This window comes from Gordonia terrae, assembly GCF_001698225.1.
Taxonomy (GTDB): domain Bacteria; phylum Actinomycetota; class Actinomycetes; order Mycobacteriales; family Mycobacteriaceae; genus Gordonia; species Gordonia terrae.
On sequence record NZ_CP016594.1, the window covers coordinates 3,101,368 to 3,128,284 of the forward strand.

At 68.7% G+C, this 26,917-nt stretch carries 22 protein-coding genes and 1 riboswitch; of the genes, 11 read left to right on the top strand and 11 right to left on the bottom strand.

The window, feature by feature from the left end; translation table 11 throughout:
* Position 1 precedes the first annotated feature (1 nt).
* The 5 genes from BCM27_RS14010 to BCM27_RS14030 all read left to right on the top strand — a co-directional run bounded on the left by BCM27_RS14010 (position 2) and on the right by BCM27_RS14030 (position 7,061).
* A complete protein-coding gene (locus BCM27_RS14010; RefSeq protein ID WP_004022155.1) occupies positions 2–1,444 on the top strand; it encodes a hemolysin family protein in 1,443 nt (480 codons plus the stop codon).
* Positions 1,437–2,510, top strand: a complete 1,074-nt coding sequence (locus tag BCM27_RS14015) for a hemolysin family protein (RefSeq protein WP_004022157.1) — start codon at positions 1,437–1,439, stop codon at positions 2,508–2,510. The genes BCM27_RS14010 and BCM27_RS14015 overlap by 8 nt, the downstream gene beginning before the upstream one ends.
* Positions 2,511–2,515: 5 nt before the next feature.
* Positions 2,516–3,418, top strand: coding sequence for a 3-methyladenine DNA glycosylase (locus tag BCM27_RS14020; protein ID WP_231895873.1), 903 nt, complete (start codon positions 2,516–2,518; stop codon positions 3,416–3,418).
* Between the two features lie 74 nt (positions 3,419–3,492).
* On the top strand, positions 3,493–5,685 hold the full coding sequence (locus BCM27_RS14025) for a malate synthase G (RefSeq protein ID WP_004022159.1): 2,193 nt from the start codon (positions 3,493–3,495) through the stop codon (positions 5,683–5,685).
* 140 nt (positions 5,686–5,825) lie between these two features.
* Positions 5,826–7,061 (top strand): substrate-binding domain-containing protein, encoded by a 1,236-nt coding sequence (locus tag BCM27_RS14030; RefSeq protein ID WP_033204908.1) that lies wholly within the window; start codon positions 5,826–5,828, stop codon positions 7,059–7,061.
* Positions 7,062–7,149: 88 nt separating this feature from the next.
* Here BCM27_RS14030 and gcvP read toward each other — a convergent pair whose 3' ends face one another.
* The 8 genes from gcvP to secA2 form a co-directional block, all read right to left on the bottom strand.
* Positions 7,150–10,059, bottom strand: coding sequence for an aminomethyl-transferring glycine dehydrogenase (gene gcvP, locus BCM27_RS14035; RefSeq protein ID WP_004022161.1), 2,910 nt, complete (start codon positions 10,057–10,059; stop codon positions 7,150–7,152).
* 173 nt (positions 10,060–10,232) lie between these two features.
* Positions 10,233–10,334, bottom strand: a riboswitch (glycine riboswitch).
* 29 nt (positions 10,335–10,363) lie between these two features.
* Entirely contained in the window at positions 10,364–11,008 is a 645-nt protein-coding gene (locus BCM27_RS14040) for a MerR family transcriptional regulator (RefSeq protein ID WP_004022162.1), read from the bottom strand.
* A 294-nt stretch (positions 11,009–11,302) separates the two neighbouring features.
* The gene (locus BCM27_RS14045) at positions 11,303–11,815 is read right to left on the bottom strand and encodes a bifunctional nuclease family protein (protein ID WP_004022163.1); all 513 of its coding nucleotides are present in this window, start codon (positions 11,813–11,815) and stop codon (positions 11,303–11,305) included.
* A 161-nt stretch (positions 11,816–11,976) separates the two neighbouring features.
* On the bottom strand, positions 11,977–12,699 hold the full coding sequence (gene ftsR, locus BCM27_RS14050) for a transcriptional regulator FtsR (protein WP_435529114.1): 723 nt from the start codon (positions 12,697–12,699) through the stop codon (positions 11,977–11,979).
* Positions 12,700–12,704: 5 nt separating this feature from the next.
* Positions 12,705–13,157 carry a glycogen accumulation regulator GarA gene (garA, locus tag BCM27_RS14055; RefSeq protein WP_004022165.1) on the bottom strand — a complete coding sequence of 151 codons (453 nt, stop codon included), beginning with the start codon at positions 13,155–13,157 and terminating at the stop codon, positions 12,705–12,707.
* A gap of 316 nt (positions 13,158–13,473) precedes the next feature.
* On the bottom strand, positions 13,474–13,878 hold the full coding sequence (gcvH, locus tag BCM27_RS14060) for a glycine cleavage system protein GcvH (RefSeq protein ID WP_004022166.1): 405 nt from the start codon (positions 13,876–13,878) through the stop codon (positions 13,474–13,476).
* Between the two features lie 21 nt (positions 13,879–13,899).
* On the bottom strand, positions 13,900–14,529 hold the full coding sequence (locus BCM27_RS14065) for a CDP-alcohol phosphatidyltransferase family protein (protein ID WP_004022167.1): 630 nt from the start codon (positions 14,527–14,529) through the stop codon (positions 13,900–13,902).
* On the bottom strand, positions 14,526–16,967 hold the full coding sequence (gene secA2 / locus BCM27_RS14070; RefSeq protein WP_004022168.1) for an accessory Sec system translocase SecA2: 2,442 nt from the start codon (positions 16,965–16,967) through the stop codon (positions 14,526–14,528). Before secA2 ends, BCM27_RS14065 begins: the two co-directional genes overlap by 4 nt.
* A 152-nt stretch (positions 16,968–17,119) precedes the next feature.
* Here secA2 and BCM27_RS14075 point away from each other — a divergent pair, with 152 nt between their 5' ends.
* On the top strand, positions 17,120–18,670 hold the full coding sequence (locus BCM27_RS14075; RefSeq protein ID WP_004022169.1) for a hypothetical protein: 1,551 nt from the start codon (positions 17,120–17,122) through the stop codon (positions 18,668–18,670).
* 19 nt (positions 18,671–18,689) lie between these two features.
* On the opposite strand, the gene BCM27_RS14080 is transcribed toward BCM27_RS14075, so the two are convergent.
* Positions 18,690–19,904 (bottom strand): hypothetical protein, encoded by a 1,215-nt coding sequence (locus BCM27_RS14080; RefSeq protein ID WP_004022170.1) that lies wholly within the window; start codon positions 19,902–19,904, stop codon positions 18,690–18,692.
* A 164-nt stretch (positions 19,905–20,068) separates the two neighbouring features.
* Here BCM27_RS14080 and BCM27_RS14085 point away from each other — a divergent pair, with 164 nt between their 5' ends.
* The 4 genes from BCM27_RS14085 to BCM27_RS14100 are packed head-to-tail and all read left to right on the top strand — an operon-like array spanning position 20,069 to position 22,603.
* Entirely contained in the window at positions 20,069–20,485 is a 417-nt protein-coding gene (locus BCM27_RS14085; protein WP_004022171.1) for an META domain-containing protein, read from the top strand.
* 8 nt (positions 20,486–20,493) lie between these two features.
* Positions 20,494–21,465 (top strand): malate dehydrogenase, encoded by a 972-nt coding sequence (locus BCM27_RS14090; RefSeq protein ID WP_172622102.1) that lies wholly within the window; start codon positions 20,494–20,496, stop codon positions 21,463–21,465.
* Between the two features lie 11 nt (positions 21,466–21,476).
* Entirely contained in the window at positions 21,477–22,307 is an 831-nt protein-coding gene (gene ppk2, locus BCM27_RS14095) for a polyphosphate kinase 2 (protein ID WP_033204948.1), read from the top strand.
* The gene (locus tag BCM27_RS14100) at positions 22,307–22,603 is read left to right on the top strand and encodes a DUF503 domain-containing protein (protein WP_004022174.1); all 297 of its coding nucleotides are present in this window, start codon (positions 22,307–22,309) and stop codon (positions 22,601–22,603) included. The genes ppk2 and BCM27_RS14100 overlap by 1 nt, the downstream gene beginning before the upstream one ends.
* Here the strand turns inward: BCM27_RS14100 and BCM27_RS14105 are convergent.
* Positions 22,584–23,171 (bottom strand): mismatch-specific DNA-glycosylase, encoded by a 588-nt coding sequence (locus tag BCM27_RS14105; protein WP_004022175.1) that lies wholly within the window; start codon positions 23,169–23,171, stop codon positions 22,584–22,586. The two genes, BCM27_RS14100 and BCM27_RS14105, sit on opposite strands and share 20 nt — an antisense overlap.
* 40 nt (positions 23,172–23,211) lie before the next feature.
* The gene (locus BCM27_RS14110; protein WP_004022176.1) at positions 23,212–23,580 is read right to left on the bottom strand and encodes a VOC family protein; all 369 of its coding nucleotides are present in this window, start codon (positions 23,578–23,580) and stop codon (positions 23,212–23,214) included.
* A gap of 115 nt (positions 23,581–23,695) precedes the next feature.
* On the opposite strand from BCM27_RS14110, the gene BCM27_RS14115 reads away from it, so the two are divergent.
* Positions 23,696–26,896: an ATP-binding protein gene (locus BCM27_RS14115; protein WP_004022177.1), complete on the top strand. Its 3,201-nt coding sequence runs from the start codon at positions 23,696–23,698 to the stop codon at positions 26,894–26,896.
* Positions 26,897–26,917: the final 21 nt, after the last annotated feature.

Sequence of the window (26,917 nt, forward strand, 5' to 3'; positions counted from 1 at the left end):
CGTGGAGATCCTCCTCCTGGTCGCGAGTCTCGTCGGATTCATCGCACTGACGCTGGGGACCGCCCTGTTCGTGGCGGCCGAGTTCTCGCTGACCGCGCTGGAACGCTCGACCATCACCGCCGATGTCGCCGATCGCGGGGACCGGCGAGCGCGGATGGTCCAGCGCGCGCACTCCACCTTGTCGTTCCAGCTCTCCGGCGCCCAGTTGGGCATCACCATCACGACGCTGATCACCGGTTACATCGCCGAACCGGTCCTCGCCCGGATACTGCGACCACCACTGAACGCACTGGGGGTCGGCGACTCCGTCGCGTCGGCGACGTCGCTGATCCTCGCGCTGGTGATCGCGACCTCGCTGTCGATGGTCCTCGGCGAGCTGATCCCGAAGAACCTGGCGATCGCCAAGCCGCTTGCGGTCGCACGGGCCACCGCGGGTCCGATGACCGTGTTCTCGGCGGTGTTCCGCTGGGCGATCAACGGACTCAACGGCACCGCGAACTGGATCGTGCGCCGTCTCGGCATCGAACCGACCGACGAGCTGGCCTCGGCGCGGTCGCCTCAGGAACTCGTCTCGCTCGTCCGCAATTCGGCCCGCCGCGGCGCCCTGGATCAGCAGACCGCGACCCTCGTCGACCGGTCACTGCGTTTCGGCGAGCTCACCGCCGAGGACCTGATGACCCCCCGCGTCACGATCGACTGCCTCGATCGCGCCGACACCGTCCGCGACCTCGTCATGGCGTCGTCGCGCACCGGCCACTCCCGGTTCCCGGTCGTGATCGACGGTGACCTCGACGACCTCGTCGGGGTCGTCCACATCAAGCAGGCCTTCACCGTCGCACCGGAGCGACAGGCCACCACGTCGGTCACGTCGATCGCCCGGCCGGTCCCGCGGGTGCCGGCGAGCCTCGACGGCGATGCGCTCATGGAGCGGATCCGCGCCGACGGCATGGAGCTGTGCGTGGTGATCGACGAATACGGCGGCACCGCGGGCATCGTCACCACCGAGGACCTCATCGAGGAGATCCTCGGCGACGTGACCGACGAACACGACGACGAACGAGCCGACGTGGCTGTCGACGGCAACGGCTACCTGTGCGCCGGGTTGTTGCGGATCGACGAGCTGTACGACGCCACCGGCTACCACGCGCCCGACGGGCCGTACGACACGCTGGGTGGGCTCATCATGTACTGCCTCGGGCGCATCCCCGCCGTCGACGACGCGGTGGACCTCCCGCGCCGGTCGCCCGTCGGCGAGACCGACGACGACACCTCACAGTCGCCGGACCGCGGGCCGGACATCACCTGGCGGGCGACGGTCGCCCAGATGGACGGACGCCGGGTCGACGTCGTCGCCATCCGGCCCGCGCCGGAGGGACAGGATCTCCCGCTGCCCGCCCACCAGGGCATCGACGTGCCGAGGGACGACGGGAACTCCCATGGGTGATCTCTGGGCGGTCGGGCTGACCGTCGTCCTCCTCGCCGGCAACGCGTTCTTCGTGGGCGCCGAGTTCTCCCTGATCTCGGCACGTCGCGACCGCCTCGAAGCGCTCGCCGAGAGCGGGAAGTCCCGTGCGCGTACCGTGATCCACGCCGGCGAGCGGTTGTCGTTGATGCTGGCCGGGGCACAACTCGGCATCACGATCTGCTCGATCCTGCTCGGCCGGGTCGGCGAGCCCGCGGTCGCGCACCTCATCGAGGCACCCTTGCACCTCGCACACGTTCCCGACGCCCTGCTGCACCCGATCTCGTTCGCCATCGCGCTGTCGCTCGTCGTGGTGTTGCACATCCTGTTGGGTGAGATGGTGCCGAAAAACATCGCACTCGCCGGACCGGAGTCGTCGGCGATGCTGCTCGTGCCGGCGCACCTGCTGTTCATCCGGCTGGTCCGGCCGTTGATCGCCTTCTACAACTGGCTGGCGAACATCTCGCTTCGACTGCTCCGCGTGGAGCCGAAGGACGAACTCGAATCCACGGTGTCGCTCGGCGAACTGGCCGAGATGGTCGGCGAGTCCAAGCAGGAGGGTCTGCTCGACGCCGAGGAGCACGAACGTCTGACCCGGGCCCTGCAGTCCATCGGCCGGACGGTGTCGGAGGTGATGATCCCGCTCGAACAGATGCGCAGCGTCGGCGTGCAGGTGTCCGGCACCGGTGGCATCGGGCCGACGCTGGGCGCCGTGGAGAAGGCGGTCACCGAGACCGGATTCTCCCGATTCCCGGTGCGCGGGCCCGACGGCACGTTCACCGGCTACCTGCATCTGAAAGACGTGCTGGACGAGATCCTCGACGAGCACATCGGATCGGACACCATCATCGGCGTCGACAAGATCCGGCCATTGCCGGTCATCGACTCGACCACCCCGCTCGACGAGGCCACCGGGGTGCTGCGTCGGTCCAGTTCGCATCTCGGCGCCGTGGTCGACGACAGCGGCCGGACCATCGGCATCGTCCCCCTCGCCGATCTGGTGGAGGAGTTCGTCGGCAACGTCCGCGACGAGACCCATCGGGTGTGACGACGGTGGCGAGTTCACGACTGCCGTCCACGGCCCCGGTTCGCGGCGCCTCCGTCCTGACGGCCGACCAGTGGCGATCGCGGCGTGCGACACATCGCCGGGCCGTCGACGAACTGATCGGTCCCTACCTCGACGCGCGCCGCCGCGGTGCCCGACATCCGGTGATCGACTTCCTGTTCACCTACTACTCCTCGCGACCCGCGCACGTGCTGCGCTGGCATCCCGGCTACGGCGTGGTCCTGGAAGACGCAGACGAATTCCTCGGCCTGCGCGGCTACGAACAGACCGACGCCGGGGTGCGCGTCGGAGCAGCGCACCTCCGGCACCGGGCCGACGCTCTCGTCGCGGCCGTGGACATGCTCGGTGCCACCGCCCGGCGGCCCGTCCGGCTCGGCTGTTTCGGCCTGCACGAGTGGGCGATGGTCTACCGCACCGACGACACCCGGCACGATCTCCCGCTGCGTCTGGGGGGTGCGGGCACGGATGCCGTCGTCGAATCCATGCCGCTGCGGTGCACGCACTTCGACGCCTTCCGGTTCTTCACCGACCCGGCGCGGCCGCGCAACGACGCCACGCTCACCCGGGCGTCCCAGATCGAACACGAACAACCCGGTTGCCTGCACGCGACGATGGATCTCTACCGGTACTGCTTCACCCTGTCGCCGCTCGTGCCATCGGACCTGACTCTCGACTGCTTCGCGCTGGCCCTCCGCGCGCGCGACCTCGACATGCGAGCCAGTCCGTACGACCTCGGCGGCCTCGGGTACGAGCCGGTTCGCATCGAGACCCCTGCGGGCCGGGCCGACTACGTCCGCGAACAGTCGGCGATCGCCGAGCTCGGGACGACTCTGCGGTCTCGGTTGCTCACCCTCTGCACCGAGCTCGCGGAGCGCGCTCACCACACGTGACGGGAGGCGCCTGCCGCCCACCGTTACCGACGAGTAGCATGTATGCGTTGTCATTTCGCTCGAGAAAGGCTGCCATGTCTGACCGGATCACCGTCAACGGGTTGCAGGTCGCTACCGTCCTGCACGACTTCATCAACAACGAGGCGTTGCCCGGTACCGGTGTAGATGCGGACGCCTTCTGGGCCGGCGCGGCATCGGTGATCACCGATCTCGCCCCGCGCAACCGCGAACTCCTCGCCGTCCGCGACGACCTGCAGAGCAAGCTCGACGCCTGGCATCGGGATCACAAGGACGCCGACCTCACCCCCGGTACCGCCGACTTCGACGCGTACAAGTCGTACCTGACCGAGATCGGTTACCTCGTCGACGTGCCCGCGGACTTCCAGATCACGACCGCCGGCGTCGACCGCGAGATCGCCGACACCGCCGGGCCGCAGCTCGTCGTCCCGGTCCTCAACGCGCGCTTCGCGCTCAACGCCTCCAACGCACGCTGGGGTTCGCTCTACGACGCGCTCTACGGCACCGACGCGATCCCCGAGACCGACGGAGCCGAGAAGGGCAAGTCGTACAACAAGGTCCGCGGCGACAAGGTCATCGCCTACGCCAAGGACTTCCTCGACAAGGCCGTGCCGCTCGAACAGTGCAGCTACACCGATGTGCGGTCCTTCGCCGTCGTCGACAGCGCGCTCCAGGTCAAGCTCGACGGCGACAAGACGTCGACTCTCGCCGACCCGACCGCCTTCGTCGGGTACCGGGGCGACGCCGCCTCGCCGACGTCGATCCTGCTGCGCAACAACGGACTTCACCTCGACATCGAGATCGACCCGTCGTCGCCGATCGGATCCACCGACCCGGCAGGCATCAAGGACGTCGTCGTCGAGTCCGCGATCACCACGATCATGGACTTCGAGGACTCCGTCGCCGCCGTCGACGCCGAGGACAAGGTCATCGGCTACCGCAACTGGCTCGGCCTCAACAAGGGCGATCTCGCCGAAGAGGTCAGCAAGGGCGGCAAGACCTTCACCCGAGTGCTCAACGGCAACCGCGAGTACACCGCGCCCGACGGCACCGCCTTCGACCTACACGGCCGCTCGCTGCTCTTCGTCCGCAACGTCGGACACCTGATGACCAACGACGCCATCCTCGACGCCGACGGCAACGAGGTCCCGGAAGGAATCCTCGACGGCCTGATCACGTCGCTGATCGGCATCCACGGCATGTCCGACAACGGACTGCAGAACTCGCGAACGGGTTCGGTCTACATCGTGAAGCCGAAGATGCACGGGCCCGACGAGGTCGCCTTCACCGTCGAACTGTTCGGCCGCGTGGAGAAGGTTCTCGGCCTGCCCGAGAACACGCTCAAGGTCGGGATCATGGATGAGGAGCGCCGCACCACGGTGAACCTGAAGGCGTGCATCAACGCGGCTTCCGAGCGCGTCGTCTTCATCAACACCGGGTTCCTCGACCGCACCGGCGACGAGATCCACACGTCGATGGAAGCCGGCGCGATGGTGCGCAAGGGCGAGATGAAGCAGCAGACCTGGATCGGTGCCTACGAGAACTTCAACGTCGACACCGGTCTGCACGCGGGCCTGCAGCACAAGGCGCAGATCGGCAAGGGCATGTGGGCCATGCCCGACCTGATGGCCGACATGCTCGAGCAGAAGATCGGGCACCCGAACGCCGGTGCCACGACCGCATGGGTTCCGTCGCCGACCGCCGCCACCCTGCACGCGCTCCACTACCACCAGGTGGACGTGTTCGAGCGCCAGGACGAGATCGCCAAGCGCGACCCCGCCTCCGTCGACGACGTCCTCACGATTCCCCTCGCCCCCAAGACCGATTGGTCCGACGAGGAGAAGCAGCAGGAACTCGACAACAACTGTCAGTCGATCCTGGGTTACGTCGTCCGCTGGATCGACCAGGGCGTCGGCTGCTCGAAGGTGCCCGACATCCATGACGTCGCGTTGATGGAAGACCGTGCGACACTGCGCATCTCGAGTCAGTTGCTCGCCAACTGGCTGCGGCACGGCATCGTGACCGAAGCCGACGTCGTCGCATCGCTCGAGCGGATGGCCCCGGTCGTCGACCGTCAGAACGCCGGCGACCCGACCTACCGTCCACTGGCGCCGGACTTCGACTCCAACATCGCGTTCCAGGCAGCGAAGGAGCTCATCCTGGAGGGCACGACACAGCCCAGCGGCTACACCGAGCCGATCCTGCACCGCCGTCGCCGCGAGTACAAGGCGGCGAACCCGGCGGGCTGACCGCGCCGGTCTCGACATAGGCGATACGACCGTGCCGAACCGTCCAGGATCGGCACGGCGTATCGTCGTACCCTGCACTGCGCACCGGGTCGCCACGGCCGACCGGGCGAGGGACGCACCGAGCAGGGAGGGCATCGGCGTTGGCACATCATCGGAGTAGCGGCGGGGAGAGCATCCGTAGCCGCGGCGTGAGCCGAGGTGTCGTCGCCGCCCTCTTGTCGATCCTGCTCGTCGCCGCAGTCGTCGTCACCTGGCGAGACCTCGGCGATCGGATCGATCGCCAGGCCGAACAGGCCGCCGCGCAATGCGTCGAAGGCCGTGAGTCGGTCCCGATCATCGCCGACCCCGACATCGCGCCGGGGCTCGCGGCGGTCGCCCGCAACTTCGGTGCGACCAATCCGGTCGTACGCGACAAGTGCGTCACCGTCGACGTCCGCCCGGGCGACGCCAAGATCACCCTCGACGGTCTGTCGGGGTCGTGGGACACCGAGTCGATGGGCGCCCATCCGGCCGCCTGGGTCCCGCAGTCGTCGGTGTGGTCGGCAGATCTCGCGGCGGCGAAACCCGATGCGATCGAGGGCAACACACGCTCCCTGGTCTCGACACCGGTCGTTCTGGCCGTGTCGCCCGAACTCGACACCGCCCTCCACGGACGTCTCGACTGGTCTCAGATCCCCACGCTGCAACGTCGGGACAACTCGCTCACCGACTTCGGCCTCCAGGGCTGGGGGTCGCTGCGGATGGCGATGCCGATCGGGGCACAGTCCGACGCGAGCGCACTCGCCGCCCAGGCGGTCGCCACCCGCGTCACCCGGACCACCGGTCCGCTGACGACAACCGACGCCGAGTCCCCGCGGGTGAGCTCCAGCGTCCGCGCCATGCTCGAGGGCGCCCCGCTCTCCCCGGACGGGACACCCCAGGGCGCCGCGACGACGATCGCCGACGCCCCCGATGCCGCTCGGGCGCCGATCCACGTCGTACCCATCACCGAGCAGCGCCTGTTCCAGATGACCCGCGACGACGACCGTGCGCGGCTGGCCGAACTGATCCCGTCCGGTCCGACACCGATCGCCGACTATCCGGTGATCCGTCTGTCGGGACCGGAGGTGACCGAATCGGCGACCGATGCCGTCGCCGAGTTCATCCAGTTCGCCTCGGAACCCGAGCAGCTCCGGTTGCTCACCGAGCTCGGTTTCCGGGGCGACGCCCCGATGCCCGCGGCCACGCCGACGGTGACCTTCCCCCGGACTCCGAACCCGATGCCCACCCCCGAGGACGGCGCGATCGTCGCGATCAACCGGCTGGTCTACGGGCCGGCCAGCGTCCCGGCGAGCTCGACGGCAGCGTCGGTGCCGTCGGGAACCGCGGGCGGTTAGAAGCGACGGCCGGGGTCGTTTCGATACGGCTCGTCGCTACGCTCCTCACCTACTCAACGAGCAGGCGAGGAGCTTCCCGAGCGTCGGGTCAGCTGCTGTAGGCCTCGATGGGCGGGCAGCTGCACACCAGGTTGCGATCGCCGTACACCCCGTCGATCCGCCGGACGGCCGGCCACACCTTCGCCCGGCCACCCGCGGACGGCAGCCCCTGCGGGTAGACGGCGAGTTCGCGCGAGTACGGATGTTCCCACTCACCGACCAGCGACTCGGCGGTGTGCGGCGCACCGCGGAGCGGGTTGTCCTCGGCGGGCCACTCCCCTCGTCCGACGAGTTCGATCTCGCCGCGGATCGCGATCATCGCGTCGCAGAAGGCGTCGATCTCGTCGAGGTTCTCGCTCTCGGTGGGCTCGACCATCAGGGTGCCCGCAACCGGGAAGCTCATGGTCGGGGCGTGGAAACCGTAGTCGGCGAGCCGTTTTGCGACGTCGTCGACGGTGACGCCGGTCGCCTTGGTGATGGCCCGCAGATCCAGGATGCACTCGTGGGCGACGAAGCCCTCCTCGCCGGTGTAGAGCACCGGGTAGTGCTCACCGAGCCGCTTGGCGACGTAGTTGGCAGCGGTGATGGCCGTCAGCGTCGCCCGGCGCAACCCGTCTGCCCCCATCATCGCGATGTAGGCGTAGGTGATCGGCAGGATCGCCGCCGAGCCGTACGGTGCGGCGGCGATGGTCGCCGAGCCTGGCAGCTCGTCGGCGAGCGGGTGTCCCGGCAGGAACGGGGCGAGGTGCTCCCGGACCGCGACCGGTCCGACGCCCGGTCCGCCGCCGCCGTGCGGGATGCAGAAGGTCTTGTGCAGGTTCAGGTGACTGACGTCGCCACCGAAATGCCCTGGTCGTGCCACGCCGACCAGCGCATTGAGGTTGGCGCCGTCGACGTAGACCTGTCCGCCGGCGTCGTGGACGGCGCCGCAGACCTCGCGCACGTCGTGCTCGAAGACCCCGTGCGTGGACGGGTACGTGATCATGATCGCCGCGATGCGACCCTCGTTGGCGTCGATCTTCGCGCGCAGATCGTCGAGGTCGACGTCGCCGTTGTCTCGGCACCCGACCACCACGACGCGCATTCCCGCCATGACCGCCGAGGCGGCATTGGTGCCGTGGGCGCTCGACGGGATCAGGCAGACATCGCGGTCGCCGTCGCCGCGGCTGAGGTGGTATCCCCGGATCGCCAGCAGGCCGGCGAACTCTCCCTGCGACCCCGCGTTCGGTTGCAGGCTGACGCGGTCGTATCCGGTGACCGCCACGAGCCAGTTCTCGAGGGTGGCGATGAGCTCTCGGATCCCCGCGGTGTCGTCGGCCGGAGCGAACGGGTGCAGCTGCGCGAAGCCGGGCCAGGTGATGGGTTCCATCTCGGTGGTGGCGTTGAGCTTCATCGTGCACGACCCGAGCGGGATCATGCTGCGGTCGAGCGCGATGTCCTTGTCCGACAGGGCTCGCAGGTACCGCAGCATCGCGGTCTCGGTGCGGTACCGGTTGAACGCCGGGTGGGTGAGGAACTCGCTGGTGCGGTTCTCGATCGGCTGCGTGAACGCACGCGGCGTGACGCCGGCGACGTCGAAGGCACGCAACACCGCATCGAGGTCGGCATCGACCGTGGTCTCATCGCAGGCGATGCCGATGGTGTCGGCGTCGACCCGGCGCAGGTTGACACCCTCCTGGCGAGCCCGGGCAACGACGGTATCGGCCTGACCCGGGGCGTGCACCTCGATGGTGTCGAAGAAGTTCGCGTGCGCGACCGAGAATCCGCCGGCCGCGAGCGAGTCGGCCAGCCGGGCCGCCGCGGCATGGGTGCGGCGCGCGATGGCGCGCAGCCCCTCGGCGCCGTGGTAGGAGGCGAACATGGCGGCCATCACCGCCAGGAGTACCTGCGCGGTGCAGATGTTGCTCGTGGCCTTCTCGCGGCGGATGTGCTGTTCGCGGGTCTGCAGCGCGAGCCGGTAGGCCAGGTTGCCGTCGGCGTCCTTGGAGATCCCGACCAGACGGCCCGGGAGTTGCCGGGCGTGCTTCGAGCCCACGGCGAGGTATCCGGCGTGCGGCCCGCCGAAGCCCATCGGCACGCCGAAGCGCTGCGTCGTGCCGAAACAGACGTCGGCGCCCTGCTCGCCGGGCGGTGTCAGCAGGGTCATCGCCAGGAGGTCGGCACCGGCCGCGACGAGTGCGCCGCGGTCGTGCGCCGCGTCGATGATCGCGGTGGCGTCGACGATGCGACCCGACGCACCCGGTACCTGGAGGATCACGCCGTAGAACTCGCCGTCGGGAAGTCCGCATCCGGGGAGCTCGGGATGCAGTGACGCCTCGACGATCTCGATGCCCAGCGGCTCGGCGCGCGTGTCGAGCACCGCACGCGTCTGCGGAAAGAGGTCGGCGTCGACGACCACGCGCGGAGACTTCGACTTGCCCGCACGGCGCATCAGCGTCATCGCCTCGGCAGCCGCGGTGGCCTCGTCGAGCATCGAGGCGTTGGCCACCTCCATCCCGGTGAGGTCGGCGACCATGGTCTGGAAGTTGAGCAGCGCCTCGAGACGTCCCTGGCTGATCTCGGGCTGATAGGGCGTGTACGCGGTGTACCAGGCCGGATTCTCGAGCACGTTGCGGAGGATGACGCCGGGCGTGTGGGTGCCGTAGTAGCCGAGCCCGATCATCGACCGAGCGACGGTGTTGCGTGCGGCCAGGTCGCCGAGCTGAGCGAGAACCGCACTCTCGCTGAGGGGCTCGGGTAGTGCGCCGAGTACGTCGGAGTCGAGTTCGTCGGCGATGACCGCCGGGATGACGCGGTGGGCGAGGTCGTCGAGTGAGGTCGCGCCGATCGCTTCGAGCATGCGCCGGGTCTCGTCGGCGTCCGGACCTACATGACGGTCGACGAAGGCGGCCGAGACCCCGGGGGCGGGGGCTGTGGACGGGTCCGGGGTGTCGGACGGGGTCGCATCGGTGGTGGACACAGGTGGAGGGCACCTCTCGCAGGCGCCGGTGCGCGCACCGGCTGCTGGCCCTCCCCCTCTGTCATGTCGTCGGCGGCAGCCGATGTGACGCCTGAGAGATTCGGTGCCCCGCAGCGCTGCGCGACGACCTTTCACCGTGGGCGGACGACGGATCGTCACTTTCCAGAGACGTCGTCACCACCGCGGTCCTGGGTGCCTGAGAGTTTGACGGAGAGGTGTTGCTCCTTCGGCGGCCGCCGGCATCTCTGCCGTCGGCGCTCTCCCGCAGCGTAGCGACGCGGGGCCAGTCTACGCGGAACGCGGACTAGCCGGTGCGACGGGCGCGGTTCTTGCGGCGCGCCGCGAGTTCGTCCTCGGGCGCGGTTTCGCTGACACCGCCGTCGGCCCGTTCGCCGGGGAAATCCGCGATGGTGCCGGTCAGTTCACGCATGGCGCCGCTGACCGCGATCCCGAACACTCCCTGCCCGCCTTGGAGCAGGTCAACGACCTCTTCGGCCGACGTGCACTCGTACACCGTCGTGCCGTCCGAGAAGAGGGTGATCTTGGCGAGGTCCTCGACACCGCGCTGGCGCAGGTGGTCGACGGCGACTCTGATGTTCTGCAGCGAGATGCCGGTGTCCAGCAGACGCTTGACGATCTTGAGGACGAGGATGTCCTTGAACGAGTACAGGCGCTGGCTGCCGGATCCCGCGGCTCCGCGGATCGACGGGACGACCAACGACGTACGGGCCCAGTAGTCGAGCTGACGATAGGTGATCCCGGCGATCTGGCACGCGCTCGGCACGCGGTAGCCGACGAGCTCGTCGGGCACGGTGTCGTCCGGGAACAGGCCCGGGGCGATGTCTCCGAGACTGCCCTGGGTCGGGACGGCGTCTACACGCTCGGCCACCGGACGATCGGGTGACTGGTCGCTCGACGTCGTTTCGTTGTCGACCGGACGATCGCCCACTTCTGACTCCCTCGCAAAGCTCGGATCGGACGCCGCACCACGGTGCCTGACGTCCACGTCCACAGTACGCGGTCCAGGCTGTTTCCGGTCGGCCGATCATCTTCATCGGCCCGTGTCCGGTGCTCGATGTCGCTGATGACGCTATGCGGCGGATGACCGGGGATCAACGCGACTCGCCACGACACTGAACCTCAACTTGAGATCGAGACAATCGGTGACCGGCCGGTGTCGATTCTGTGATCTGGCTTTCGGCTGCGGAGCCGGCCCGCCTGCCCCGACCTCGGAACGGACCGCTCAGGCCCCACTCGCCTTGAAGTCGTCGGGTGAGACGTTGTCGAGGAACTCCTTGAACTTCTCGACCTCGTCCTCTTTGACCTCGTCGGCCTGCGCCTCGGGCGCCTCGTCCGAGTCCTCGTCCGGGATGAGCAGGCCGGCCTCGGCGAGCACCTCTTCGTCGGCGATGATCGGGACCTCGGCGCGCATGGCGACCGCGATCGAATCCGAGGGCCGCGCCGACACACGCAGATCGCCGGTGAAGATCATCTCGGCATAGAAGGTGCCCTCTTGCATGTCCACGATCCGGACCTCGAGCAGGGTCTGCCCGAACTCTTTGATCAGATTGACGATCAGGTCGTGTGTGAGAGGGCGGGGAGGCTCGATCCCCTTCTGTCGCAATGCAATCGACGCCGCTTCGCTCTGGCCGATCCAGATCGGCAGGTAGCGTTCGCCGTCGACCTCACGCAGCAACAACACCGGCTGGCTCTGCGGGGGTTCGACCCTGATGCCCACCACACGCATCTCGCTCATCTCGCACCTCCCAGACGCCTTGTACGGCGCTCGATTCAGTGACCTCGACGCTACACCGACTGAGTGAACAGCGGCGGCCGACTCGCGGCGGTCTTCCGACGGTCGTTGCTGTTCAGTCCGGTGCGACGACGCGCACCGGAGGCCGACGGCGCGCCGGGAATTCAGTCCAGCGCGCCCTTGACCGCAGCCTTGACCAATTGCGTGTGCAGCGTCACCGACAGCGCGGCGATCTCGCGTACGAGTTCCTCGGCGCGATCCCGCGCACCCGTGCCCTTGCCCTTCGCGATCGGGCCGGCGATCTGGGCGACCAGACCCGCCTCCCGATCCGCGGAGACCTTGAAGGCCCGCAGATGGCGGGTCTCGAGGCCGTAGCTGGCCAATGCGGCCGCCGCCTCGACGAGACGCACCGCGTCCTCGTCGAAGAAGCCGGCCGGGCCGGCGATCAGCAGACCGTTGCGCTGCAACTCGGTGACGAACGCCGAGTCGACCCCGGTGCGTTCGATCAGCGTCTCGCGCGACACACGCCCGGCTCGAGCACCGAAATCGGTGGCCGGCGCCACGGTCCCCCGGGCCGCGGAGAGCACCCGCGTCCCGCCGGGACCGAAGCCGCCGTTCCCGTTGTCGATCGCGTCGAGTTGTTCCTTGATCACCTTGAGCGGGAGATAGCGATCCCGCTGGGCGGTCAGCACGAACCGCAACCGATCGCAGTCGGCCTGGCTGAACCGCCGATACCCCGACGGTGCCCGTTCCGGGGTCACCAGACCCTCCGACTCCAGGAATCGGATCTTCGAGATCGTGATGTCGGGGAAGTCATCACGCAACTGGGCGAGGACCGTGCCGATCGACATCGATCCTTCGCCGCGGGGGGCCGTGGACGCCGTCACGGGTGTCAGGCGTCTGCTTCGTCGCGGGGACCGCTGAGGAAGACCAGGCGGAACTTGCCGATCTGGACCTCGTCGCCGTTGCTCAGGGACGCGGTGTCGACCGGTTCCCGGTTGACGTAGGTGCCGTTCAGGCTGCCCACGTCGACGACCTGAAACTCGTTGTCGCCGAGACGGAACTCGGCGTGACGACGACTCACGGTCACGTCGTCGAGGAAGATGTCGCTGTCGGGGTGTCGACCGGCCGAGGTGGTCGGCTGATCGAGGAGGAACCGCGACCCTGCGTTGGGTCCTCGCTTCACGACAAGCAGCGCGGTCCCGGGAGCGAGTCGCTCGACCCCCGTGTCGGCCGGCTCACCCGAGGTGCTGGTCCCGGCGTCGAGTTCGTTGATGAACTCCTCCCGGAACACCGATGTGGTCTCCACCGGCGCCTCGAAGTCCCTGTCGTTTTCGCTCACCACTTCTCCTTCGTCGTCGTCAGTGCCAACCGCATAGTCGTCAACCGCGTCCTCGGAACCGTCGGAACAGCCCGGGACGATGCCCGCCCGATGTCACCGCGACGGCCGGTCGAATCTACATGACTTGTGCGGCCGGGTAGTTCTCGGCACGAGATCGTGAGCATCGGTGTCACGCCGCGCCTCGTTCCCACTGCCGTAACCGTACCGGTCATGCCGATCGCACCGGCGGGCGAGTCGACTCCGGCAACGACGATCATATCGTTCCGAGAGCCGTCAGCCGGGCCGATCGGGTCACCGGCCGCTCACGGCCGTCGGGAACTCACCCCTCGATGACGGCGCGGTAGCCCGCGGCGTCGAGTACCTCACCCAGGTGTTCGTCGAGGATCGCCTCGTCGGCGGCTTCGATCTCGACCAGCCAGCCCTCCCCGTACGGATCGGAGTTGACCAGTTCCGGCGATGCGTCGAGCGCGTCGTTGACCGCCGACACCGTGCCGGCGAGGGGACCGAAGATGTCCGACACGCTCTTGGTCGACTCGACCTCGGCGAACGACTCCCCGACCGTCACCTCGGCACCGCTCTCCGGCAACTGCACGAACACCACGTCGCCGAGGGCGTCCTGCGCGTAGTCGGTGATCCCGACGCGCACCGTGGTCGGCCCGAGTCGCTCGATCCACTCGTGCTCCGCGGTGTAGCGCAAGGTCTCTGGCACTTTGCTGTCGGTCACGCGAACCCCTTTCGTTCTCGGTCAGACCCTGCTGTCTGCCGAGGCGCCTGCCGGGTGACGCGGCGGCATGAGCCGCACCACCAGGATCGTCTGATACCAGTACAGGACGAAGGACCACAGATACAGTCCGACACCCCAGATCATGAAAGCCCAACCGATCGGGTAAGCGATGGTTCCCACGATCGAATCGAGTTGTCCGGCAAGAAGCCACGGGAAGGCACTCATGAGCGCGAACGTCCCGGCCTTGCCGATGTAGAGCACCGGGAGCGCCAGCACCCCGCGCGACCGCAGCAGCGGCGCCGACGCGAACAGCAGGACGTCCCGCGCGATGATCACACCGATCAGCCACCACGGCAAGAACTCCCGGATGCCGAACGCGATCGGGATGATCACGATGTAGAGCCGGTCGGCGGCCGGATCCAGCAGCGCGCCGATCCGCGACGACTGATCGAGCAGACGCGCGATCTTCCCGTCGGCCCAGTCGGAGAAGCCGGAGAACATCAGCACGGCGAAGGCCCACCCGTCCGCCTTCTCGACGAGCAGCAGCCACACGAACACCGGGATGAGTGCGAGCCGAAGCACACTCAGCGCGTTCGGAACCGTGACGATCCGGTCCGGAGCCGGCGTGGTCGCCGCCTCCGGCTCGGTCACCGGAAGATCCCGATGATGCCCTGCAGTGTTTTCGCTCCGCCCGAGGAGAACAGATTGTCGTGGACCATGTAGGTCCACGTGGTCGTCGAGCGGTGCAGATCGGCGGAGCCGAGGTCGACGCCGTCGGGGGTGATGTCGGCCTCCCGGAACGTCTCACGCGCCTTCGTGAGCGCCGTGCCGGGGAGGTCGGCGAACTCGGCGAGGATCAGCCGATGGAATTCGTCGAGCGGGCTCTCCTTGCCCAGCGACCGCAGGTGGATGCTCGCGCGCACGTCGGAGACGAACGCGAGATGGTCGGCCCAGGCGCGGTCCAGATGGTAGAGCACGATCTCGCGAGCGACCTGCGTCAGCACCTCCCGGGAGACCGGTGACACCGCCCGGGCGGTGCCGGCCTTCGTCGGGTCGGCCTTCGTCGGGTCGGGCTCGGTCGTGTCGGGCTCCGTCGTGCCGGGGTCGGCGTCGGACTTGTCGCTGTCGGACTTGTCGCTGTCGGCCGTGTCGGTCGTCGTCTCGCTGGTCAGCTGCGCATAGCGTTCCGGTTCCAGATCCGCGAGCTCGTCGAGTGCGACGTCGGTGGTGAGGATCTGCATCCGGCGTTCGACGATGATGTCGCGCTGCTGGTTGACCAGCTTGTTGTAGCGCCAGGTGTTCGCGTGGAGTTCGAGCATCACGCCCTCGGCGATCCGCTGGGCCTGCTCGATGAGATCGATGCCCTTGCTGCCCATCGAACCGTCTTCGTTGGGCGACACCGGGTCTCGTTTGAACGCGAGGTTCTTGGTGACGACCGGGTCCTCGAGACTCGAGAAGAACACCGACGTACCGGGGTCACCCTGACGGCCGGCGCGACCGCGCAGCTGGCTGTCGAGACGCTCGGTGTCGTGCCGGCCCGTTCCGACCACGCACAGCCCGCCGAGTTCGATGACCTCGTCGTGGGCGTCCGCGTCGTCCTTGGAACCGCCCAGGCGGATGTCGGTGCCGCGGCCGGCCATCTGGGTCGACACGGTCACGGCCCCCCGCGCACCGGCCTCGGCGATGATCTTGGCCTCTTCCGCGTCGTTCTTCGCGTTCAGCACGACCGACGGCACCCCGGCCTTGTCGAGGAAGTACGCGAGTTCTTCGGACTCGGCCACGTCGTGGGTGCCGATGAGGACCGGCTGTCCGGTCTCGTGGATCTCCTTGACGTAGGCCACGATCGCCTCGACCTTGTTGGCCTTGGTGTCGTAGACCCGGTCGGGCAGGTCGGTCCGGACGTTGGGGGTGTTCGGCGGGATCTGAGAGACGCGCAGTTCGTAGAACTGCCGGAACTGCTCGCCCGCGGCGAGCGCGGTGCCGGTCATGCCGCACACCTTCGGGTAGCGGCCGACGAGCGCCTGGACGGTGATGGTGTCGATGACCTCGCCCGAATCGGTCTGGGTGAGACCCTCCTTGAGCTCGACCGCGGCCTGCACGCCGTCGGGCCAGCGCTGCAGCTGGGCGACCCGGCCGCGCGAGGCGTTGATGAGGTGCACCCCGCCGTCGCGCACGATGTAGTGGATGTCGCGCTCGAGGAGGTAGTGCGCGTGCATCGCGATGCTGACGTGCACGAGGGTCGTGCCGACGTGCTCCTCGCTGTAGAGGTTGATACCGCCCAGTTCTTCCTCGACGAACGCCGCACCCTCGTCGGTGAGGGTGACGTTGCGACCCTCCGCGTCGACCTCGTAGTGCTTGTTCTTCATCCGCGAAACGACGTCGTGGATCGCCTCGTCGGGCACCTCGGTCTCGGTCGACCCGGCGAGGACCAGCGGCACCAGCGCCTCGTCGACGAGAACCGAGTCCGCCTCGTCGATGATCGCGACGTCGGGTGTGGGCGACACGAGGTCCGATTCGGACAGCGCGAGCTGATCTCGCAGGACGTCGAAGCCGATCTCGTTGACCGACCCGTAGGTGACGTCGGCGTCGTACGCGCGGCGACGTTCCTCACGGTCGGAGTTCTCCGACACCGCGTGCACGGTGATGCCGAAGACCTCGAAGAGCGGTTTCATCCACTCCGCGTCGCGGGTCGCCAGGTAGTCGTTGACCGAGATCACGTGGACCTGATGTCCCTGCAGCACATGACCGATCGCGGCGATCGCGCCGGCGAGCGTCTTGCCCTCACCGGTGGCCATCTCGACGATGTCGCCCTCGAGGAGGCGCAGGGCACCCTGCAACTGGACGTCGAAGGGCCGCAGGTCGAGGGCGCGGTCGGCGGCCTCCCGGACCAGGGCGAGGAACTTCGCGCGGTCGGCCGGCTTCTCGGTGATGTCGAGTTTCTCGGCCTCCGCGCCGAACGCGTCGTCGGCGAGGTCGGCGGCCCAGTCGGTGTGGGCTTCGGCGTCCTTGATCACTCCCAACGACTTCGACTGATTGCGAGTCGACTGGGCGCCCAGAAGTCGCCACATGCTGTTGCTCAGCTTTCCCACCGAAACATTTCTCCTGATCGTTCCCGGTTTGCGTCGCGACCCGCCCACTCTCGGCGGCCAGGTCAGCAACAACGGTACGCGGCCGCTGGTCGACCGAGGACGCCGACATTATGATCAGTCCACCGATTCGGCTCGAGGACTAAGGACGGCCCATGACCAGGACTCGCCGGAACAGGGTTCGACGCCGCCTCGTCCGGGCGGTGGTCGCCGGCTCACTGATCGCGGTGGGTGTGGGCCTCGGTGCGTTCAACGACTGGTGGGTGGCGCTGTTCTTCGGGATCCCGCTGGTGTTCGCCGGTATCGCGATCAGTCCGCGCGCGTCGCGGGTGTCGGAGCTGCCGGAATTCAGGCGAGCCACCTCACCCGACGCCCCGCAGGTCGAGGTGGAGGCACTCACACGCAGCAGCCTCACGGCCGACGACGTGCAGCCGACGATGGTCACCGCGACCATCAACCCGCCGGACGACACCGCGTATCGGGCCCGCTGGATCACCTCGATGACCAAGGGCAACTTCCAGTCGCTGACCGACACCCCGTTCACGACCCTGCCGCCGGACGCACTTCCGCCGCGGGATCAGACCGACACCCCCGAGTTCGACGACCAGCCCGGGCGCTGGGCGCTCGCGTACCCGGCGGTGACCCTGTTCGTGGCCGGCGCACTGCTGTTCGGCGTCGCCGGCGGGTGGCACGTCGAGGGACCGTCGCTCTCGGGGTTCGACTCCGCGATCGGTTCCGACGACGAGTCGTCGGACAAGGAGGACGCCACGAGTCTCGCCGACCAGCACCGCCGGATGCTCGACGCGATCGCCGAAGAAGTGGGCCCGCAGGGTGTGCGCAACGTCCTGTCACTCAGCTATCAGATCGACTCTCCCTCCGCCTACGCGCGTGTCTTCGATCCCGCCACCGGCCGCGCGACGAACATCAACATCGGTGACGGGTACTCGAATTCATCGATCGTGCCCAACACCGAACGGGCGAACAAGACCTTCGACGCAGCGGCCATCGACCCGAACGTCCTCGGCGCGCTGGTTGACCCGATGACCGCGGCGGTCCGGCCGTACTCCACCGAACCGGAACTCGAGAAGGTGGAGATCGAACGGCGCGGACCGGATGGCCCGGTCCTGATCGAGGGCACCATCGAACCGGGTGAGGGCGTCGTCGACGACTACGTCGTCCAGGCGACCCCCGACGGCACCGTCGCCGAGTTCTTCGACCCCGCGGACTTCGGCAAGTCTTTCGAACTGGCGCGGCGAGAATTGGTGGCGGCGCGCGTGCCCCTGAACGCGCCCGTCATCGAGGAGTTCATCATCCAGGGGATCGCGGACGGGGTCTCCCCGGTGACGGCAAGCGTCATCCAGAATTCGGGCGGGGTCCTGGTCCGGTACCGGCTCGGCGACCGCGGCGGCGAAGTCGCCGTCGCACCCGGCGAGTTTCCGGTCGCCACCACCAGTGCGGGCCGTTATCGAAGCGAGGGCTTCCGCTTCGACAGCATCTCAGCGGACACGTTCGACCGAGTCAGGGCCGACTTGATGAGACGTGCCTCGGTTCCGGAGTATGACCGGAATGCGGTGGGTGTCGAGGTCGAACGCAACCGCGTCGACGAGGCTCAGCAATTCGTCATCCGGATGGACATCGCCAACACCGAAAACGCCGAGGCGGTCTACACATTGGATGGACGCTTCATCAAGGAAGGCCGGTACTGACGGCCCGCCGTTCCCACCCTCACACCTTCGGGGTCCCCGCTTCCAGCGCCCTCCGGGTGACCGCCTGCAGTTCGGCGACCGCCGCCTCGGGTGGGTGGAGCACCCCGCGATCGGTCATGGTGCTGACGATGTCGCGGACGCGACCGTAGTAGGTCGCCTGTTCGGCAGGCGTACTGCTGGCGGCTGCGTGGTTGTACAGCTTGAGCGCGCGATCGAGGTCGTCCTGATCGTTCTGCTCCAGGTAGCTCGCGCCCACCCGCCGGCCGTTCTTCTCACAGGCGATCCAGGCCCGCCGCAGCCTGGCGACCGATTGCTGATAGGCGTCCGCGCGCGAGCGGTTCCCCGGGTACTCGTCGGTGCGCAGGGCCATCGCCTCGTCGAGCGCGAGATGGAAGGTCTGTGTCTGGTCGACGGTCACGTCGGTGACGGCCGGGTACCGCAGCAGCATGGCGGGATCGAGTTCATAGGTGCCGTAGGCGCCGAGGACCTCGTCGTGGCGACGCGCCGCTTCCTCCCACAACCGTTGCGCCGCTTCGTCGGACCCCGCGTCGGCGATCCGTGGACCGCCCGACGGCGGCCGCGTCAGGTCGACCGGGTCGTCCGCCGCACCACTCGCCTCAGTGCCCGGCTTCGGCCCGGACGGCGTCGCAGCCTTCTTCTTGGTGGCGACCCGTTCGGGAGCGTGCCGCCGAAGCCGGGCCAGGATCTCCGCCACCGCGGGGTCCCCCTCGACCACTGCCACCCGCCAGAAGTCCGTCTCCGATGCGGAGTCGGCGTCGTTCTCGCGGTCACGTCGGGTCGCCTCGGCGGCGACCGGCTTTCCGTCCTGTGTCGCGAAGGTCAGCTTGAGGTACTTCTGCCCGAGCACCGTCAGGTGCCGGGCGCGTTCGCCCGTCATGTCCGAGGTGGCATCGGCCGGCCCGCCCACCGCGACCGTGACCAGCGAATCGAGCGGATAGCTGACGAGCGTGCGGTCCTCGTTGCCGAAGTAGACCGCGTCCTCGTCGACGGTCAGCAGGACAGCACCTCGTTCGCCGAGTCGCCCGTAGGCCGCGCCGAGCAGCGACGCCACGAGCGCCCCGCCGACCACCGCCGAGGTGACCAGGCCGTCGACGCCGGCGACGTTGAGCGCCACGAGCGCGACCATGCCGGCGACCATGAGGAGCCAGGCGGCGGTCGCCGAACGATGGTGGCGACCGGTCAGGAACTCGGTCCGGCAGGTCACCGGGACCATGGAGCACCCACATTCGTCATATCCATACCCCTGTCCGGTCGGCTACCGTTGTGCACGTGAGTTCCGGCGAACGCCGTCAACCGGCGCAGAGACGTCAACCCGTATCGGGACGTCGATCCGCACACGACCGTCACCCAGCCCGCGAACACCGCATCAGCTTACGCATGGCGCTGCTGCTCAGCGCGGTGATCGTCGCCCTCGGTACGACGATCGTCGGCACCGGCTCCGCATCCGCTGCTCCCCCGGTTCCCGGCTTCGTCGGCAAGACCTACACCTCGACGGCGGTGACCGGAGAGCAGATCCCCGGTGGCGGGCCGCTGGAGGTCAGTTTCCCCGCCGCGAATCGGATCGCCCTGTCGGCCGGCTGCAACCGGCACATCGGCGACCTCCGCGTCGACAACTCGCTGCTGCGCCTGGGCTCCCTCGCCTCGACGATGATGGCCTGCCCCGGCCCGCGCGCCGACGCCGACGCCTGGGTCACCGAGTTCACGAAGGAACCGCTCACCTGGTATTCGGTGGGCCACGCCCTCGTCCTCGTCGGGCCCGCTGCGCAGGTCCTCCTCACGGAGAAGCCCGCGTGACCCGACGGATGCCCGTGACGGTGACCGTCACGGGCGCGGCCGGCAGCATCGGATACGCGAGCGTGTTCCGCATCGCCGCCGGCGCGATGCTCGGTCACGACCAGCCGGTCGCACTGCGGCTCCTGGAGTTGCCGCAGGCGATCTCCGGTGCGGTGGGCACCGCCATGGAACTCGACGACGGGGCCTTTCCCCTCCTGACGTCGGTGGACGTCCTCGATGATCCGCGCAAGGCGTTCGACGGCGCGAGTTTCGGACTGCTCATCGGGGCCCGACCGCGCACCAAGGGCATGGAGCGCGCCGATCTGCTGGCGGCCAACTCCGACATCTTCGCCGCCCAGGGCTCGGTGATCAACGAGGTTGCCGCGGATGACATCCGGGTGATCGTCGTGGGCAACCCCGCCAACACGAACGCCTCGGTGGCCGCCGCCCACGCCCCCGAGGTACCGGCCGAACGGTTCACGGCCCTGACCCGTCTGGATCACAACCGCGCGATCGCGCAGCTCGCCCGACGCGCCGGCGCCGGCGTCGCCGAGATCAGCCGGGTCACCGTGTGGGGCAACCACTCCGCGACTCAGTACCCGGACATCTTCCATGCGCGGGTCGGCCATCGGAGCGGCTCCGACATCGCCGCCGACCGTGACTGGCTGGTCGACGACTTCATCCCCACCGTCGCCCGGCGCGGCACCGCGATCATCGAGGCCCGTGGATCGTCGTCGGCCGCTTCGGCGGCGAACGCCGCGATCGACCACGTCCACGACTGGGTTCTCGGCACCCGTCCGGACGACTGGACGTCGGTGGCGCTGCCGTCGCCCGGCGTCTACGGAATCCCCGAGGGACTCGTCTGCTCGTTCCCGGTGCGTTCGGTCGACGGCCGGTGGCAGATCGTGGAGGGTCTAGAGATCAACGACTTCTCCCGGGCCCGCATCGACGCGTCGGTCGCCGAACTGCAATCCGAGCGCGAGGCCGTCCGCACCCCGTAGTGTTTCTGCTCATGTCGAAGAAGGACAAGGCGAAGCAGCCCAAGGTCGGGAACGAGGTCTACGAGGCGGAACTGTTCCGGTTGCAGACCGAGCTCGTGAAGCTCCAGGAGTGGGTCCGCGAGAGCGGCACTCGCGTCGTGGTCGTCTTCGAGGGGCGCGACGCCGCGGGCAAGGGCGGAACGATCAAACGGATCACCGAGTACCTCAGCCCACGGATCGCGCGGGTCGCCGCATTGCCCGCCCCGACGGATCGTGAACGCGGGCAGTGGTATTACCAGCGGTATGTCGCGCACCTACCGGCTCCCGGTGAGATCGTGCTGTTCGACCGGTCTTGGTACAACCGGGCGGGCGTCGAGAAGGTGATGGGCTTCTGCACGCCCGAGGAGCACTCACGGTTCCTGCGACAGACGCCGATCTTCGAGCAGATGCTCATCGACGACGGCATCCTGCTGCGCAAGTACTGGTTCTCGGTATCCGACGACGAGCAACTCAAGCGGTTCCGGTCCCGCATGAAGGACCCTGTGCGGCAATGGAAATTGAGTCCGATGGATCTCGAGTCGGTGTACCGGTGGGAGGAGTACTCGCGCGCCAAGGACGAGATGATGGTCCACACCGACACCGCCCTGAGTCCGTGGTACGTCGTCGAATCCGACGTGAAGAAGCATGCGCGGCTGAACATGATCTCGCACCTGTTGTCGACCATCGACTACACGGAGGTCCCGCGCCCCAAGGTGACCCTCCCCAAGCATCCGATCGAGTCGGGCAACTATCACCGTCCACCGCGTTCGTTGTCCAAGTACGTACCCGACCACGTGGCGACGCTGATCCGCACCGATCACTGATGTGGATCGGGTTCTGCGAGTTCGACTATCTGCTCGGCGACGTGCACTCGCTCAAGCAGAAGCGGTCGGTGGTACGGCCGATCGTCGCCGATCTCCGCAAGCGGTACACGGTCTCGGCCGCCGAAGTCGGTCACCTGGACGTGCATCGTCGGACCGTCATCGGGGTCAGTGCGGTGGCCGCCGACCGCGGACATGTCGTCGACGTGCTCGACGCGGTCGAGCGGTCGGCGGCGGGTCATCCCGAGGTGGAACTGCTGTCGGTGCGGCGTCGGGTCGTCAGCTCGGAGGACTTCTGAGGTCGTCGACGACCCCGGCGGCGACCGCGGCCCGTCGGTAGGCAGCGGCCAGGGTGTCCACCGTCTCGTGGGCGTTCAGTCCGCTCGGGTTCGGGACCACCCACAACTGCGCGCCGTCCCACGTCTCGTCCTGCCGTCCCGCCACCGCGTCGCGGCGGCCGAACGCGCTGCGATAAGCGGTGATCCCGGCGACCGCGACGACGCGGGGGCCGATCACGCGGACCCGCTCACGCAGGCGGCGTCCGCCGTCGCGGAACTCGTCGACGGTCAGTTCGGCGGCGGCCGCGGTGGCCCGCGATACGACGTTGGTGATTCCCACGCCGCGGTCGAGCAGCAGGGTCCGATCGGCGTCGGACATCCCCCGGGAGGCGTCGATCACGTGGTCGACGATGCCGGCCCGGGCGAGCGCGGGGTAGAACCGGTTGCCCGGGCGGGCGAAATGCGCTCCGGTGGCCGCCGTCCACAGCCCCGGGTTGATCCCGACGAACAGCAGCTTGCAGTCCGCACCCACGAGGTCGTCGACGGTGCGGTCCTGGAAGGCGAGCAGTTCGGCTCGGGTGAAACCCATCAGCGCCGTCCGGCGTACGCCCGGCGGAGTCTGCGACGTGTCAGGATGCCGTCTCCGCGTCGTGCCTGGCCGACACACAGAACTGGTTGCCGTCGGGGTCGGCGAGCGTCACCCACGCGAACCCGGGCATCTCACGATCGGCGATCCGGGTCGCTCCGGCGGCCACGAGTCGGTCCACCTCCGACTCGAGATCGTCGGTCGTCAGGTCGAGGTGGATGCGGTTCTTCCCGGGTGTGGGGTCCTCGACCTTCTGGAACGCGAACAGCGGCACGCCCTCCCCGACCGCGACGACGACGAAGTACCCGTCGTTGTCCTCGACGATGCGGCCGCCGAGCCGGTCGGCCCACCAGTTCGCCAGCGGCGCCGGTGCAAGCGCGTCGACGGTGATCATGCCCGGTGCGAGAGTCATGGCTGTCAAGCTACTCCCGACCGCCGACATCTCCCGAGCGATCGGGGGCCGGATCGCCGGGCACGTTCGCCACTACTCGCCCGGAAGGTCGCCGGCAGCACCTAGACTCACGCTGATGCCCGAACTCTCATACACGATCATGGGCGGTCTCGGCGCCCAGATCGGTTCCGATGCCGTCGAACTCGGCACGCGCAAGCAGCGGGCGACGCTCGCCCAGCTGATCCTTGCCGAGGGCGCGCCGGTGCGTGCCGACAGTCTGATCGAGGGCATCTGGGGCGATTCGCCACCGGAGCGCGCGGACGTGTCACTCCAGTCCTACATCTCGGGTCTGCGCAAGGCCCTCGAACCACACCGCAGGCCACGGACTCCCTCCACGGTCCTCCTCACCCACGGCACCGGATACAGCCTCCCCGTGACCGGCGAGCAGGTCGACGTGCGCCGGTTGACGACCCGCGTCGTCGCCGCGCGCGCTCTGATGCAGCAGGGCGAGGCCGCGGCGGCCGCCCCGCTGCTGGCACAGGTGCTCGACGACTATCGCCCGCTGCTGCCGGAGTTCGAGGGCTTGGCCTTCCGGGACGAGGCCGCCGACCAACTCGACCGCATGCTGCAGGCCGCCCGGGAGTTGTCGTTCGAGGCACGGATGGCCGACGGCGACCACCGTCTGCTCGTCACCGAACTCGAGAGCGAGGTCGAGCGTTCACCTCTCGACGAGGGACTGTGGGTCCTGTTCGCGACCGCGCTCTACCGTCTCGGTCGCCAATCCGACGCGCTCGGCGCGATCGCGACCGCCCGCCGGGTCCTGGCCGACGAGATCGGCGTCGACCCCGGGCCTCGGTTGCGGACCCTCGAAAGCGACATCCTCGACCACGCCCCGCATCTCGATCTCCCCACCGCCGCCCGTCCGGACATCACGACGACCGTGTCGGACGTCGCCGAATACGGCCGGACGACCCCGGCGGGCCCCGCTCGCGACCCTGACGTCCGCGACCCCGAACCCGACGAGGCGCCGTCGATCGTGGGTCGAACCGAGGAACTGGCCGCATTGCATCGAGCGGTGCTCGCCTCGATGTCGGGGCACGGCGGCGTCGTCGTGGTCGAGGGTGAGCCGGGCGCGGGCAAGACCGCGCTGATCGACGAAGCCGGCCGCCGTGCCGCGGGTGCCGCCGATCTCCGAGTGCTGTGGGGCCGTTGTGTCGACGACCCGGCGGCCCCGTCGATGTGGCCGTGGGTCCAGATCCTCGGTGCCGTGCTGCCCCGACTCGATCCGGCCGATCGGGAGCGACTCCTCGACAGCTCGCTCGGCCGGATGGTGACCGAAGGCGTCAACGTGATCCCGCCGCCGCGGCAGATGCCCGACGCCGCCGCACGATTCCAGTTCTACGACCAGGCAGCCGATCTCCTCGACGGCGTGGCCGCGACGTCGAAGCTCATCATCGTGCTCGACGACCTGCAGTGGGCCGATGGTGCATCGCTGGAACTGTTCGCACACATGGCCGCGCGCCGGACCGCCGGGGTGACCTTCTTCGCGTCGCTGCGCGCGCCGTCCACCCGACCGGTCGTCGCCGGCACGCTGGCCACGCTCGCCCGGCTTCCGGAGCACCGGCGCCTCCGCGTCGGCCCGCTCGACGGCGACGACATCTCCGAACTCATCCGGCGCGAGACCCGCCAGTGGCCGGAGGTCGCCACCGTCGCCTCGATCGAGCGACGTACCGGGGGCAACGCGTTCTTCGTCCGGGAACTCGCCCGCATCCTGGCCGATCGCGGGTCCATCGCGGGCAGCGCGGTCCCCTCCGGTGTCCGTGACGTCATCCGCCAGCGGTTGGTCGGTTTGTCATCGGAGACGACGGAACTCCTCGAACTGGCGTCGCTCATCGGCACCCGCGTGGACCTCGTCCTGGTGGCGGCCGCCGCGAGTCGGCCGGTGGACGAGGCGCTCGACCTGCTCGAACCCGCGGGCGAGGCGGGCGTCATCGATCTCGGACCCGACGACCCGTTCGGTTTCGGGTTCAGCCACGACATCATCCGCGAGGCGATCGCCGACGGTATCGCCGCGATGCGCGCCCGGCGACTGCATCTCGCGATCGCGGATGCGCTCGCCGGCAACTCCTCACCCCATGCGGTGACCAGGGTCGCCCGGCATCTGTGGTCCGCCGGTCCGCTGGCCGACCGGAAACGCACCACCACCGCCCTTCTCACCGCAGGCGACATCGCCTTGCGCACCTACGACTTCGACGGTGCGCGCCGGCATCTCGGAGATGCGGCGACGCTGGCCCGGGCGACCGGCGACCAGCAGGCGGAGCTCGTCGCGATCACCACACAGCTGGCCGGCGAGGTCGCGGCGCACGGCTACTTCGCCGCCGACCCCGATCTCCAGGACCGTGCCCGGACGCTCGCATCCACTCTGGGCGACACGCGCCTGCTCGCGACACTCGACTACGCACGCTGCGCGGCCCACATCCAGATCGCGGACACGCACACCGGCCACCGCCTCGCGCTCGATCTGCGTCGTCGCGCCGAACGGTCCGACGACCCGGTCGTCACCCACCTGGGCATGCACGCCGCGGCCATCGACGAGTTCCACCGGGGGAACTTCGGTGCGGCGCATCGCATCCTGGAGACCTACGCGCCGATCGACGTGGATGTCGAGGGTCTCCGCGACGACCAGCTCGCGATGGCCCGCGGCTTTCGCGCCTGGGCGGCGACCGTGCATCTCGGCAGCGCTGCCGGCCGAGCAGTGTTCGCGACGATGACCGACGCGCACCCGGATCCGCGGTCGCAGCTCGGCATGGCGATCTTCGCGGTCGGGGCGGCGTCCATGCTCGGTGACGCGGAGTGGGTTCTGGAAGCCGGCCCGGCCATCACCTCCGACGGCGCCGCCGCGCTCGCCTACCTCCGCCGCGGCGGCGAACGCATGTACTGGTGGGCGCGGGCCATGACCGGCGACCTCGACGACGCCCTCGAACACATCGACCGGCTGGGGACCGAGGACCCCGCCATGGAGGACCATCCGCGTACCGGTGAGAGCTACTGGCTCGGTCTGCATGCCGAGGTGCTCGTGGTCGCCGGCAAGCTCACCGACGCCGCGACACTCCTCGATCGGGCCGCCGACGTCGCCGACCGGACCGGCGAACGGTACGCCGACGCCCACCGCCTCGTCGTCCGCGCACGCTACGAGTACGCCAACGGTCGTCCGGCCTCGGTGGTGGCCGCGACCCTGTCCGCCGCGCGCGACACCGCACTCGCGCAAGAGGCGGCGGGGTTGGTCCGGAGGATCGACGCACTGTCGACGACCTGGGGACTCACCTCGCCCGCCTGAGGCGCACCAAGTCCGTCTCAA

Coding starts and splice junctions, on each gene's coding strand:
- BCM27_RS14015 (WP_004022157.1), top strand. CDS start 1,437: ATGGGTGATCTCTGGGCGGTCGGGCTGACCGTCGTCCTCCTCGCCGGC.
- BCM27_RS14025 (WP_004022159.1), top strand. CDS start 3,493: ATGTCTGACCGGATCACCGTCAACGGGTTGCAGGTCGCTACCGTCCTG.
- BCM27_RS14045 (WP_004022163.1), bottom strand. CDS start 11,815: ATGAGCGAGATGCGTGTGGTGGGCATCAGGGTCGAACCCCCGCAGAGC.
- BCM27_RS14075 (WP_004022169.1), top strand. CDS start 17,120: ATGACCAGGACTCGCCGGAACAGGGTTCGACGCCGCCTCGTCCGGGCG.
- BCM27_RS14080 (WP_004022170.1), bottom strand. CDS start 19,904: ATGGTCCCGGTGACCTGCCGGACCGAGTTCCTGACCGGTCGCCACCAT.
- BCM27_RS14085 (WP_004022171.1), top strand. CDS start 20,069: ATGGCGCTGCTGCTCAGCGCGGTGATCGTCGCCCTCGGTACGACGATC.
- BCM27_RS14090 (WP_172622102.1), top strand. CDS start 20,494: ATGCCCGTGACGGTGACCGTCACGGGCGCGGCCGGCAGCATCGGATAC.
- ppk2 (WP_033204948.1), top strand. CDS start 21,477: ATGTCGAAGAAGGACAAGGCGAAGCAGCCCAAGGTCGGGAACGAGGTC.
- BCM27_RS14100 (WP_004022174.1), top strand. CDS start 22,307: ATGTGGATCGGGTTCTGCGAGTTCGACTATCTGCTCGGCGACGTGCAC.
- BCM27_RS14105 (WP_004022175.1), bottom strand. CDS start 23,171: ATGGGTTTCACCCGAGCCGAACTGCTCGCCTTCCAGGACCGCACCGTC.
- BCM27_RS14110 (WP_004022176.1), bottom strand. CDS start 23,580: ATGACTCTCGCACCGGGCATGATCACCGTCGACGCGCTTGCACCGGCG.
- BCM27_RS14115 (WP_004022177.1), top strand. CDS start 23,696: ATGCCCGAACTCTCATACACGATCATGGGCGGTCTCGGCGCCCAGATC.